Here is a 13,308-nt window from a genome sequence, read left to right as displayed (position 1 = left end):
CTTAACTCAGTACCCCTAATAATTTTGCCTTTGCGACCGCCTGAGTACGGCGTTCCACGCACAGCTTTACGTTAATTCGCCGGGCATGAGTTTTTACCGTGTGTAACGAGATAAACATCTCATCAGCAATCTGTTGATTCGAATAACCGAGGGCAATCAGCTTGAGAACTTTCAGTTCGCGCTGGCTCAACAAAGGCAAATTCGCTGAAGTGTCTAAACGCTGTTGATTGTCTGAAGACACTGACAACGTTTGCAGCATTTCGGCCCTGCGCAAGTTCAGCTCTTGCACAGCATGGTGACAATGAAAATCCGTCGCCAGTTGGAGCCCCTGCTGCAAAGCGTTAGCGGCTTCATCCTTGCGGCCGGTGAGCCACAGCAGCTCGGCGATGACCAGTTGCAACTCCGTCTGCAAGGCGTTCATTGCGCTGGATTGGGCCAGGCTCAGCATGTGCTGCAACCGCAACAGGTGTTCAGCCTCCATCGGCGAATGTGCGGCGTGTGCGAGGATCAGCAGGTATTCAATTCTCGGGATCAGCAGCACGGTTGCTGGTGGAGCCTGCACAGCTTGAGTTCCCTGGTAATGACGCAACACCCGGCTCAGCGCTTCACAAGCGAGATCCTGCCGCGCTTGCTGCAGCCAGAAATGACTGCTGACTTGCAGTAAGACGCCGCGGTAAACGGTGTCGGGAATCTGCCGCTGCTGCATCAAGCGTTCAGCCGCGCGGAGCCGATTGAAGGCCAGCTCAAAATCACGCTGATTGGCCGCCAATTGCGCCTGTCCCAAATAGCCGTACAGCACTCGTTTGTCGTGGCTGCGCAGGCAATCATTCAAGCCACTTTGAAAGAGTGGCGCAGCGCGTTCGTCCTGCCCTTGATTGAGCGCCAGACGCCCACGCAGCAGTGCGATTCGCCCGTGCAACGGCGTCAGCCGTACCGGTTGATCGCGCAGTAATTCATCCATGTTGCTCAGCAACGCCTCGGCTCGCGCACTCGCACCGCGCTGCTCAAGCAAGTGCGCATGATCGAGTTCAAGCAAGCCCTCGAAAACCAACGAGTCATGCGCCCGGGCCAGGCACAGCGCTTGTCGATTGAACGCCTGCGCCACGTCGAGTTCGCCGCGCAGTAACGCCTGCTGAGTCAGCCCCGACAGGCACAGCAGCCGGGTCGGCCACGTCTCGGGGGCCAGCTCGGCCAGCGCCTGCTGAAAGTGTTCCTGCGCAGACTGCATCTGCCCTTGCAAATGCAGGAGCCAACCCTGTTGCGCCTGCCAACGAGCAATTAACTGCCGCTCGGATTGCGCTGACGGTTGCGGCAGGAATCGCGTCATATGCGCGATGCATTGCTCTGCTTGTTCAAACCGTCCGGCAAATAACAGTGCCCCGGTAAACAGTCCAACCAATTGCGGCGAACTCAAAATCAATTCTTCGCCCTGTTGCTCGTGCAATTGCAGCAACAACACCACGGTCTGCTCTTCAAAAAGATGCTCGAAACTGAAGTGCTGCAACAGGCTGACCGCCACTTCGAATTCTTCGGCGAACAGCGCCTGCTCGAAGGCCGAACGCCAATCCTTGCCGACGGTAAAAAACTGACAGGCACGCCGATGCCAGGAACGGCTCGCCGGCCATTGCTCTTCGCGCATGACTTGCGCGAGCGGCGGGAACACTTGCAGCCATTCAGCCGATTCGTGCCACGGCTCGATAAAGCAGCCCAGCGTTTGCAGCGTGCGCAAGAGTTGCGCACCCTCGCCGGCACCGAACAAGTGCTCGCACAGTTCGGCATTGAATCGCGGCAGATGCGCCAACACCCGCCAGGCTTCGGCCAGCTCCGGCGTAAGGCTGCTGAAGAGTTCGTGTTGCAGATAATCCAGCAGCGTATCGACACGTTGCTGCGGCTGCAGACTTTGCGTCCAGTCGCACTTTTGCAGCAGCGCCATGCGCACCCCGGCGCACCAGCCGCCGGTGCGCTGGACAATTCGCCCGGCCACACTGTGGGCCTGCTCCGCCGTCAAATGCGTCAACGCGCAGGCGATTTCGTCTTGGCTCAGGGCGAGGGTCACGCTTTCAGATTCATATAACTCATCGTCGAGCAGCAAACGCGGCCAGTTGCATTGCGGCCGTCGGCGCGTGCCGATCCACCACGTGAGTGCCGGGCTGCTGACCGCCAGCAAGCGATCAAGCAACGCATCCAGCGCCGGATCGGGCAGACGACAGTAATCGTCGATAAACAACCAGGTCGGCTCAGCCCAACGTGCCAGCGTCGCGATCAACCGCGCCTCATCCACCCGCTCGGCCAGTCCCAACGTCTGCGCCAGACGCTGGCAGAAGTCGGCGGGACTGAGCGTTGCCCCGGCCAACGGCAACCACCGCACCTCGCACGCGGGCGGCGCCTGAAACAGACATTCAGCAAGCAATGCACTTTTGCCGCTGCCGGCCGGCGCGCACACCAGCCGCACCCGCGCCACGGATTCGAGCAACGGCGCGCTCAAACGCGTACGCGACTGATGATGGGAAGAAAGCCTGGGCAGAAATCCGCGGCGATCCAGGCAGGGCGTCATGGCGGTCATCGAGTGAGCCTTCTTATCGTTGTGCACTCACCCTAGCCCGCTCCGGGCACCTTGTTGACGAGTATTCAGCGCGCTGATTGCGGCCCATAAAAAAGGCGACCGAGTGGTCGCCTATTGCCTTGCCGATGTATCCAGACCGTTACCGAACGCCCTCGGCGCGCAAGGCCGATGGCGTGTAATCCGCCGCCTTGGCTTCGAAGCCGAATTCGTAACTGTGTTTCTCTTCGTTCTTCATGCCCAGGGCAATGTAGCGACCGGCAATGATGTCGTAGAGCGCTTCGAGGGTGTAAGCCTGGGCCTGATGCTCGTAGTGATATTCAGAGTGACCTTCGGCCACGCGCCACAGTTGACCGCGACCGTCATAGTGATCGACCAGTGCGACTTGCCAGCTGTCCTCATCGATGTACATGTGGCGCTTGGCGTAGATGTGCCGCTCGTTCGGTTTCACCGTACCGATCACCTCCCAGACACGATGCAGTTCATAACGGGTCAGATCCTGATTGATGTGCCCGGCCTTGACGATGTCGTCGTATTTCAGGCTCGGCGAATCGAGTTTGTAGCTGTTGTACGGGATGTACATTTCCTTTTTGCCGACCAGTTTCCAGTCGTAGCGATCCGGTGCGCCGGAGAACATGTCGAAGTTGTCCGAAGTACGCAAGCCATCCGCCGCCGTGCCCGGGCCGTCATACGCCACTTGCGGCGCCCGACGAACCCGACGCTGGCCGGCGTTGTAGATCCACGCCAGACGCGGCTCCTTCACCTGATCGAGGGTTTCGTGCACCAGCAGCACGTTGCCGGCCAGACGTGCCGGCGCGGTCACCGACTGTTTGAAAAAGGTCAGCACGTTGGCGGCTTTTTCCGGGTCGATATCCTTGATCAGTTGCGGCACGGCGATCTCTTCTTCGAAGCGGATCGGCGTGAAGCTGCCGTTAGTCTGCGGGGTCACCTGAGTGATGATGCGTTTGACGTTGCCGCCGTGGTAACGGGTGATGTGGTTCCACAACACCTCGACGCCGTTCTTCGGAATCGGGAAGGCGTAGTAGCGATTGCCAGTGAAATTGGCCAGGCCGTTACCGTCGTTGATGGTGGTGACGTTGAGCGCACTGCGCTTGGCCGATTCGTAGATTTCCGGCGGCACGGCGACGGTGCGGTGAGTGGTGTAGACCGGAATTTTGTAGGTTTCAGGGTAGCGCTTGAACATCGCCACCTGGCCTTCGGACAGCTTGTCTTTGTACTTGTCGACGTTGGCCGGGGTGATGGTGAACAACGGTTTCTCGTTGGCGAACGGGTCGGCGAGGAAACCTTTGCTGTCCACTGCGGCGGCGTTTTTCGGGATACCGCCGGTCCACGCCGGAATCGAGCCATCGGCGTTGCCGGCCTTTTCAGCACCGAGCGGGGTCAGGCTGGTGCCGAGTTTGTTCGCTTCATCCGGCGACACCGCCGCCATCACGTTGGCCGCCAGCACACTCAGGGCCAGCACACCACATTGCAGAATCATTTTGCGCATTGCAGTCATCCTTCTCGGGCAGATCAGAAGTTCACGCCGAAGCTCAGGGCCACGAAGTCACGGTCTTCGAGGACGTTGTAGTCACCGCCAAAGAAGTCGGTGTAACTGAGGCTCGCGGTGTAGGTGTTGCGGTAGTCGGCATCGACGCCGACGCTGATCGCTTTCGCGCCTTCGTTGAACAGGCCGTTGGGCCCGTAACCGGCGACGTCATGCGACCACGACAGGTTGGGTTTGAAGTTGATCCCGCCGACCACGTTGGCGTAATCGAGGATCGCCCGGGCGCGGTAGCCCCACGAGGTCGAGGTGACAAAGCCGTCGGTGTCACCGCCGAAACCGTACTGGCCGTACACCGAGTCGCGGCCATAACGCAGTTGACTGCGCGACTCCAGACCACCGACGTGCACCACCGCCGCTTCGCCGACTACGGTCAGACGTTCAGCGCCCAACACCTGATCGAAGAAGTGCGTGAGGGTGCTCTGCACTTGCGTCACTTCTTTACGGCGATAACCTTTGTTGTCCGCGCCCGGCGACGTCGCCAGTGGCGAGGCCGTGCCACCGGCAATCGGGTTGAGCAGCGCCAGCGTCAAGTCGTTGGTGTTGACCTGCACCGGCGCGTTGGGCCGGTAGCTGATCTCGCCAGTCCACGCGGTACCGGTGGGCAAAGTGGTGGAGAAACTCGCGCCGTACAGGCGAATGTCTTCCGGGTATTCGAGGTAGTACTGACCGCGTCCGAGCATCACGCTCTGCGCCAGACCCGCACCGCTGCCCGGCGCCAGACCGTTGGCAATGCCGACCATGCCCGGCAACGCCGCCAGCGTCGAAAGCCCCGCCGTAGTGGTGCCCACCGTTGGCGTGCGGCTGTGATAGTTCATGAAATAGAGGCCGTACTCGGTATCGTCGCCGAGCCAGCGTAGCGCCGTGCCCCACTGCCCGGAATCCCGCGCATCGCGGTCGCCGCCACGGGGAATCACCACCCCTTCGCGAGTGACCTGAATGCCCTGACCGAATGCCTGGGTCAACGGCACAAACGGTGCAATGGCTGGACTGCCGACGGTGTAGCCGTTGTTGCAACCATCCGCCGCCACGTCGACACCGAAGAACGTGCCGCAGTTGTCGAGAACGGTCTGATCCCACTCCAGTTGGTAAAAGCCTTCAACCGTCAGTTGATCGGTCAGACCTTGTGAACCGAACAACATATTCACCGGAATCAGGCCTTCCTTGATCTCGGCACCGGGACGGCGAAACGCGGAAACGTCGACCGGGTTGATGCTGTTGATCGAGTTGCCGATGAAGGTACTTTCGCCCCAACTCACCACCTGCTTACCCGCGCGCACAGTGCCCGGTAAATCTGCGATGGAATAGTTGTGATAGACAAAGGCATCGAGGATCTGCGCGCCGGAAGATTTGGCGCCTTCCTTGCGACCGGTGTCGCTGATCTGTTTGAACTCGCGGTCTTCGTCCTTCAGCTCGAAGTCGTACCAATACTTACCGCGCACAAACACCCCGGTGTCGCCGTACTTCAGTTCGAGGTCGTGAATGCCTTTGAAGATTTTCGAAAAGGTCTCGCCTTTCTTGAAGTTCAGGCGCCCGTCATCACCCGTGGAAGATTGCCCGGTACCGCCGTTGACCGTGCCGACCAGCGACTTGTCGGCATCGCGCATGCCCCAGCTCGCCCCGATCGACAAGGACGAGTCGAACGTCCCTTCGATTTCGCCGATGTTGAACGAAACCGCCTGCGCCTGGGCACAGCAACCCAGAGCCACCGCAGCGGCCAGCGCTTGCGGTGTGAAGATGGCGCGCATTGTTGTTTTTGTCATGCGTCTTCCCCGGTGAGTGACAGAAGGCCCCACCCTACTGCCGCCACCACCGGACGATAAGCGCACCAAGGAGGTATTCACGCTGTCGCTCGAAAGGATGAATGCCCGCACAGCACGGGGCTTTGCGCGATCCATGAGTGAGCTGGATGGACGATCATCAGCGCAGCGCATGGTGCATGCCGGGGCACAGCGACTGTTGCATGCTCCGCAACAGTGCATGTCCGGAATCGCTATTTTTCCTGCAGGCCGAACTGCTTATTCTGAGCGGGCTTTCACGGGATACGCCGAAAAGCGCCGAAGCAATGGCCATGAGCAACTCTGGCCATTGCTGACAGATTTCAGATGAATCGATAGGTCGGTTTATCGCCCGGTGTTCACTGACGTTGATTTGTAGCTCCTTGATCCAACGTCTTACCTTGGCCGCTGCGTTTGCAGCGGCCTTTTTTATGGGCGCTGCATTGATCAGATCCTACAAGGCGCTGAGCTAACTACCGCGGCGCACTGTAAGAAATTTCCGCATTCCTACTAATCCTACATATTCATTAACAAAATCTGTCTCATCGCTTCCCAGACTCTCTTTGTCGTACCAGAAGTTTCCGACAACACACCAAGCCCATTCCTAGAAATTAATCACTTAGCATAAACATACCTGCTCACATCATTGGCGCAGGCTTGCAGCTTTACGCTTGCGACTAATGCCGCACAGCAAAAGCTATTTCGATGCCGCATTTAAAAAGGAATTTAAATGCAACGACCACCACAAGACAACCTTCCGGCTACTCATATTATTGAACAAGCCCCGGAATGGATGACCCCACTCACCACGCATTCACGCCCTCGCGGCAGTGGCATGTTCGGGAACGGTACCAACACTCAACTCCTTCAAGTGGAAACATCTGTCAGAACTCAAGAAGTAAAAAGACAGGTCCAACAGGAATTTGAAACCAAGTCACAAGCACTGCCGGTTAATCTGGAAGCAGAAATTGCTGCCAATAGATTACAACTGCCTGTTTCATCGATATCAGCCGTCCAGGCGTGGCAGAGAGAAGTAGATATAAGGGAAACATTACGCGCTCGAAAGACCGTAGAACTACAGCAAAAAAACATTACTGCGAATGCTTTTTTCGGCAGTGACCCGAGAGATAAATCATTCACCGACTTCGTTCGTAAAGCGACAACCATCGACAAGCTAATCTGGCCTGGCGCTCGCTCGACACAACTCTGGGAGCAATCCTATCTCGCGGCGCATGAGGCCCAGCTTCTATCTCAATCGATTGCCCTGCTGCACCAGCAAGCGATGAATGCACAAAGTTACTTGAGGGCCGCACAGGCTGAGGAGCACGCAAGGAATGCGGCGATGGCCGAGGCAGCTCGAGTGGCAGCCGAAAACGCCCGGATCGCAGCCGAGCAGCAACGGCAGAGAGACATTGCCGATGCGGCACGCAGACAGGCGGAACATAACAGAGCACAGGAGCAGGCAAGACTTGCTGCGGTCGCAGAAGCTCAGCGTTTGGCCGCTGAACGAGCACGTATTGCAGCGGAGCAACAACGGCAGAAAGAACTTGCTGATGCGGTACGCCGTGAGCAAGAACAAACTCAGGCTCGTGAAAAGGCAAGAGTTGCGGCACTGGCTGAAGCTCAACGCGTGGCCGCTGAACGTGCCCGCATTGCAGCAGAACAACATCGGCAAAAGAACATTGCGGATGCAGTGCGACGTGAGCAGGAACAAGCCCAGGCTCGGGAACAGACAAGGCTTGCTGCGTTGGCAGAAAGGCAGCGTTTGGCTGACGAGCAGGAACGGTTAACAGTTGAAGCGTTGCAGCGCGAGCGAGAGCTCAAACTCAGCGATGAAAAAAAGCGCTTCGAGCAACAGAAAAAAACAGAACAAATCGCTCGGCGAAAGAGACAGCAACTGGCGCGCCTGAAAGCGCGGGCCGACGCCGAAGTTCGAGCGGAACAGGCACGCTTAAAAGCCGATTGGAAAAAACAGACAGAGGCACGCTGGCAAAGTCCGGAATTCGCTCACGTCGGTTCAGCGGCTGTGTCTGGGGCAACTTTCTCAGGAACGCTTGGCGATATCGCTATCGATCGAGCCACTGCGTTGGCCCTCAATAGCGCACTTCGTAGTGGCGTCGCCTCAGCGTTGGCAGCCGCTGCAACTTTCGCTGCTCCTGCCGTAGCAGGTTTCGCTGCCCTGCTAGTCCCCTCTGAATTGGGGAACGGTGATCTCTTTTCCGCAAGTGTCCCATTATCAAATATTTCATCTGATCTGACTGGCGATCTGTATGAATTAGCGGCTGCCGGCGGCCGCGCCCGGATTCCTGTAAGACTTGGCACCAGAACGGTGGGCAACCGTGTAGATATCGTCATTGTCAGCACCGATGGCGTGACTGTTCCCAACGACGTGCCAGTAAGACTTGCTGATTTCGATTCAGAAAAAAACGCGTACGTAGTTACCGCCGGCTCCAACGGCCCTACCGTAACCTGGACGCCGCTGATCGAGCCTATTGATCCGTCGTCTGCTCTTCCGCAGGTCGACAGACAGCTACCAGTCTATGACGGTGCAACAGTTAAACCCGCCGACGGACGAATAGATCCATTTCCTGAATTGGATCTGTACGGGTTTGGCGGATACATCACCATATTCCCGATTGAGTCAGGCATACCGCCGATACTCACGGTGTTCAGGGATCGAAGGCAGGATCCGGGGGTTGCCAGCGGTTTGGGGCAACCGGTTTCCGGTAACTGGCTTGGAACTGCTTCAACGTCGAAGGGCGCCCCCATTCCCGCACAGATCGCGGATAAACTTCGAGGAAAGGAGTTTTCCAATTTCAGGGCATTTCGGAGGGCGTTCTGGAAAGCAGTTGGGAATGACCCAGCATTACTTGACCAATTTTCAAGACTCAACAAAATAGATTTGAGAGACGGATTGGCTCCCAGCGCATTACCCTCGGAGCAAATAGGCAAGCGTAAAAAATTTGAAATACATCACCTCAATCCAATTAGCGAAGGCGGCAACGTCTACGATATAAACAATCTAACGGTGCTAACACCAAAACAGCATATTGAATTGCACTTAAAAAAAGGAAAATTATAGGATGAAATTAAAAAACAGACTAGAAGACTACACAGAGTCCGAATACCTGGCAGTTATAGAACGGCTATTCCAAGGAAAATTCTCAACAGAACGAAAACATGATCAATTCGTCGACAACATTGTTCACACTTCTGAACACCCGAATGGGACAAACATTCTTTACTACCCGGAAGAAGGTGTTGAAGACAGCCCGACAGGCGTATTAGAAGCCATCAAGGCTTGGCGCGCAGCAAACGGAAAACCTGGATTCAAGCCGGAATAAAAAAGCGAGCAGGCATTCGATGCCTGCTCGCTTTGCGCTCTCTTTACAACGAATACTTCTGCAAATTCGCCATCATTTCCTTCAGCGCTTCAATATTGTCCTTCGGATGCGCCGCGCCTTCGAAATCACAAATCTGCTGCCAGTGCGCCGCGACATCTTCCGGCGAGAAACCCACTCGCGGATCAAACCCGGCACCAAGGCTACGCTCCCAACGCACTTTGCCCATCCAGCCGCCGCCGACTTCGAACAGTCCAGAAGTCTCTTGGCATTGCTCGCTGGCCAGGTACACCACCAACGGGCTGACCAGTTCCGGTTTGAGTTGTTCGAACACTTGCGGCGGGATCAGGCCTTCGGTCATGCGCGTGCCGCCGGTTGGGGCGATGGCGTTGACGAGGATGTTGTTTTTGCGGCCTTCGATGGCCAGGGTGCGGGTCAGGCCGTAGAGGCCGAGTTTGGCCATGCCGTAGTTGGACTGGCCGAAGTTGCCGTAGATGCCCGAGGTCGAGGCGGTGAAGATCACGCGACCGTAGTTTTGCTCGCGCAGGTGCGGCCATGCGGCGCGAGTGACTTTGTAGGCGCCTTCGACGTGGACGCGGTAAACCAGATCCCAGTCGGCGTCGTCCATTTTGTGGAAGGTCTTGTCGCGCAGGATGCCGGCGTTGTTGACCACCACGTCGACGCGGCCGAAGACGTCGAGGGCGTTTTGCACGAGTTTGTCGCCGTCGGTGACCGAGTCATGGTTGGCTTCGGCGGTGCCGCCGGCTTCACGGATTTCGGCGACGACGCGGTCGGCAGCGGAGGCATTGGCGCCTTCACCCTGAGCCGAGCCGCCGAGGTCGTTGACCAGCACTTTCGCGCCCTGTTTGGCGAACAGCAGTGCGTGGGCGCGGCCAAGGCCACCACCGGCTCCGGTGACGATCACGACTTTATCTTCGAAACGCACAGACTCATTCATCGAGGCAACTCCAGCAGGCCAATGGGACATTGATCCCGAGTGTCAGGCACGGGGCTTGGTGTCACAACGAACAAGGCTGGGGCTGAATGGTGTGCGATAAGGTTGGGGGATAGTCAGGTTTGAAAAGCAAAAGATCGCAGCCTTCGGCAGCTCCCACAGGGGATCGGTGTAGGAGCTGCCGAAGGCTGCGATCTTTTGATCTTCAGGAGCAGGCGACTTTGCGCGGCGGCAATACAAACCGCTCACGAAACTCCAGGTAATGCTTGAGCACCTGTACCGGCGCTTCGGTCTGTGGATAGTGGCCGATGCCCGGCAGCAACACCGTGTCGGCGTCGGGGATCAATTCACGGTAACGCTCGACCATGTGCGCCCCGGAAATCGGATCGACTTCGCCATCAATCACCCGCAACGGGATTTCACCGCGCTGCATCGCCGCGACCCAACGATCACGCTGCACCCGACGCTCCGGAATATAGCTGATCAGTTTGTGCATGATCCGTGGCCCACGATTGGTCTCGACCAAGCTCCAGAAATCATCCAGTTCGCTCTCTGTCGGCCGAGTGTTCGGCCCAAAGATCTGCCGAAAACTTTTCACCAGTGCATCGCGGGTAAACGCGCGGCCGATCATCCAGCCCAATGGGCTGAGCAACAGTTTTTGCATCAGCACCGGACGATGAGTTTCCGGAAACAGGCCACCGTTGAGGAACACGCAACTGGCGATTTCGATGCGATCCTCGTAATGCCGGGCAAGCAGTTCTTGCGCAACGCTGTCGCCGTAATCGTGCGCCAGCACATGCACCGGTTGCTCGACCTGCAGATGCGCGAGCAATGCCTGCTGCAAATCCGCCTGTTCCAGCAAGCTGTAGGCGTGGTTGATTGGCTTGGCCGAATCGCCGAAACCGAGCATGTCGCAGGCAATCACCCGATAACGCTGGGCCAGTGGCTGCCACAGGTAATGCCAGTCCCAACTGGCGGTCGGGAAGCCGTGGATCAGCAGCAGCGGCTCGCCCTGCCCCGCCGTCCAGTAACGAATCGGCTGACCACGAAAGACAAACGTCCGGCTGCGTTTACGCCAGACACACAGAGGAATCTCGGCAAGAGGCATTAGAGTTTATATCCGGGGTCTTGTTTATCGAGTTTGCGCAGCAGCGCTGGCCAGGCCAGCGCGCCACCCATGCCTTGAGCACTTTTGGTGACGCCGGCGATCATCGCTTTGGCGCCTGCCAGAATTTGCGGTTCGATGGCGATGAGTTCAGCGCCACCGGTTTGCGCCATCACCTGAATGTCGCAGGCGCGCTGGAAGGTGAACATCATCAAAAAGGTGTCGGCGATGGTGCTGCCACAGGTCAGCAGACCGTGGTTGTGCAGCATGAGGAAATTGTTTTCGCCGAGGTCGGCCTGTAAACGCGCCTTCTCTTCGTGGTTCAGCGCCACGCCTTCGTAGGCGTGATAGGCCAGGCTCGACAGCACGAACAACGATTGTTGGCTGATCGGCAACACGCCCTGCTTTTGCGCCGACACCGCGACACCCGAGGCGGTGTGCGTGTGCAGCACGCAAACCACATCGTGCCGTACTTCGTGCACGGCGCTGTGGATCGTGTAACCGGCGGGATTGATTTCGTACGGGCTGTCCATGAGTTTGTTGCCGGCCTGATCGACCTTCACCAGGCTCGACGCGGTGATCTCATGGAACATCAGACCAAACGGATTGATCAGAAAGTCTTCGGTGCCCGGCACCTTGGCGGAAATATGCGTGAAGATCAGGTCGTCCCAGCCATGGGCGGCGACCAGACGATAACAAGCGGCGAGATCGACACGGGTCTGCCATTCCGCAGCACTGACCTGGTCTTTGACGTTAAGGGACGATTGGACGGGGGCTACGCTCACTGTATGCACCTCTGCGTTCTTATTGTTCTGCAACGTGTGAGCAGTCTAGTCAGGTGCAGGCAATCACGTAGTTGCATTGGCAGCCAGCTTGATGACTGACCGGGTCAGTCGTGCAAACAGCTTGGATCCATGTCAAAGCAACGACGCCAACAAAGGTGCAGCAAACAGATTGAGCAACCCGGTGAGCACCATCACCAGCCCGGCGACAGAGCCTTCTTCACCGCCCACTTCATGCGCGCGACTGACCCCGGCACCGTGTGCGCCAACCCCAAACAACGCACCACGCGCCAAGGCACTGCGCAGCGGCAACCACTTCAACAGCACGCCGCCGAGCATCGCGCCGAACACGCCGGTGAACATCACGAACACCGCGGTCAGCTCCGGCACACCGCCGAGGTTTTGCGCGAGCGGCATGGCGAACGGCGTGGTGATCGAACGCGGTACCAGCGACATCGTTACCGAACTGTCGAGCGCCAATGCCTTGGCCAAGCCGAACGAGGTGCCGATCGATGCCGCACTGCCCGCCACCATGCCGAGCATCAGCGCTGACCAGTGCCGCATCAATAAACGCCGTTGCTGCCAGATCGGCACAGCGAACGCGACCGTCACCGGGCCGAGCACCAACATCAGCCAATGGGTGTTGCTGGAATATTCGGCATAGGCGGTGTGCAGCGGCACGGCGAGCGCCAGCAACAGCGCCGGCACCAGAATCAGCGGCGACAACACATAGCGCCCGGTGCGCCGATAAATCCAGCGGCTGAACAGGTACGCCAACAAGGTGAAGGCGAGCCAGAACATCGGCATCCATTCAAGCTTCATGGGAACGCCTCGCGCGCACGGCCAATTCCACGGTGAATGCGGTCACCAGCATCACCATCAAGGTACTGGCGGCGATCACCAGCAAAATCCGCCAGCCGTCATTGCGCAGCAACGTGCCGTAATCGAGCAGGCTCATCAGCGCCGGGATAAAGAACAACAGCATTTCGGCCATCAACAAGCCCGCGCCCAATTGCAGCGCCGCCGGTTCGACCCAGCCGAACGCGAAGGCCAGCAGCAACAGCGCCATGCCGATCACGCCGCCGGGAATCGGCCAGGCCAGCCACGCGGCGAGTTGGCAGCCGAGCAGGTAGAGACCGAGCAACACGGCGAGTTCGACGAAGAGACGTGAAAGGTGTTTGAAGCGGGCGGCGTTCATGAGATTGGCTCCTTACAGAAGCCTA

10 protein-coding genes are annotated in these 13,308 nt (G+C 58.0%); 2 read left to right on the top strand and 8 right to left on the bottom strand.

Annotated elements, in window-relative coordinates:
• Window position 1: 1 nt before the first annotated feature.
• From ACIP1X_RS09475 to ACIP1X_RS09465, 3 genes are all read right to left on the bottom strand, one after another.
• Complete coding sequence (locus tag ACIP1X_RS09475; protein WP_400751394.1) at window positions 2–2,563, bottom strand: LuxR C-terminal-related transcriptional regulator; 2,562 nt, start codon at window positions 2,561–2,563, stop codon at window positions 2–4.
• Window positions 2,564–2,702: 139 nt separating this feature from the next.
• Entirely contained in the window at window positions 2,703–4,070 is a 1,368-nt protein-coding gene (locus ACIP1X_RS09470) for a DUF1329 domain-containing protein (RefSeq protein WP_053117210.1), read from the bottom strand.
• 23 nt (window positions 4,071–4,093) lie between these two features.
• On the bottom strand, window positions 4,094–5,887 hold the full coding sequence (locus tag ACIP1X_RS09465; RefSeq protein ID WP_400751391.1) for a DUF1302 domain-containing protein: 1,794 nt from the start codon (window positions 5,885–5,887) through the stop codon (window positions 4,094–4,096).
• Between the two features lie 745 nt (window positions 5,888–6,632).
• On the opposite strand from ACIP1X_RS09465, the gene ACIP1X_RS09460 reads away from it, so the two are divergent.
• Window positions 6,633–8,984, top strand: coding sequence for an S-type pyocin domain-containing protein (locus ACIP1X_RS09460; RefSeq protein WP_400751388.1), 2,352 nt, complete (start codon window positions 6,633–6,635; stop codon window positions 8,982–8,984).
• 1 nt (window position 8,985) lies between these two features.
• Window positions 8,986–9,246 carry a bacteriocin immunity protein gene (locus ACIP1X_RS09455; RefSeq protein ID WP_400751385.1) on the top strand — a complete coding sequence of 87 codons (261 nt, stop codon included), beginning with the start codon at window positions 8,986–8,988 and terminating at the stop codon, window positions 9,244–9,246.
• A 43-nt stretch (window positions 9,247–9,289) separates the two neighbouring features.
• On the opposite strand, the gene ACIP1X_RS09450 is transcribed toward ACIP1X_RS09455, so the two are convergent.
• From ACIP1X_RS09450 to ACIP1X_RS09430, 5 genes are all read right to left on the bottom strand, one after another.
• Window positions 9,290–10,201: an SDR family oxidoreductase gene (locus ACIP1X_RS09450; RefSeq protein ID WP_159812177.1), complete on the bottom strand. Its 912-nt coding sequence runs from the start codon at window positions 10,199–10,201 to the stop codon at window positions 9,290–9,292.
• 202 nt (window positions 10,202–10,403) lie between these two features.
• On the bottom strand, window positions 10,404–11,306 hold the full coding sequence (locus ACIP1X_RS09445) for an alpha/beta fold hydrolase (protein WP_400751382.1): 903 nt from the start codon (window positions 11,304–11,306) through the stop codon (window positions 10,404–10,406).
• Entirely contained in the window at window positions 11,306–12,088 is a 783-nt protein-coding gene (locus ACIP1X_RS09440; protein WP_008084971.1) for a class II aldolase/adducin family protein, read from the bottom strand. Before ACIP1X_RS09440 ends, ACIP1X_RS09445 begins: the two co-directional genes overlap by 1 nt.
• Window positions 12,089–12,220: 132 nt before the next feature.
• Window positions 12,221–12,907, bottom strand: a complete 687-nt coding sequence (locus tag ACIP1X_RS09435) for an LrgB family protein (protein ID WP_053117198.1) — start codon at window positions 12,905–12,907, stop codon at window positions 12,221–12,223.
• On the bottom strand, window positions 12,897–13,283 hold the full coding sequence (locus ACIP1X_RS09430; RefSeq protein WP_400751379.1) for a CidA/LrgA family protein: 387 nt from the start codon (window positions 13,281–13,283) through the stop codon (window positions 12,897–12,899). The genes ACIP1X_RS09435 and ACIP1X_RS09430 overlap by 11 nt, the downstream gene beginning before the upstream one ends.
• Window positions 13,284–13,308: the final 25 nt, after the last annotated feature.

Origin of the sequence: Pseudomonas sp. NPDC088885 (assembly GCF_044750025.1) — a bacterium.
Lineage (GTDB): Bacteria > Pseudomonadota > Gammaproteobacteria > Pseudomonadales > Pseudomonadaceae > Aquipseudomonas > Aquipseudomonas rustica.
The sequence above is the reverse complement of the archived record's forward strand: the minus strand, read 5'-3'. Positions and strand labels throughout refer to the sequence as shown.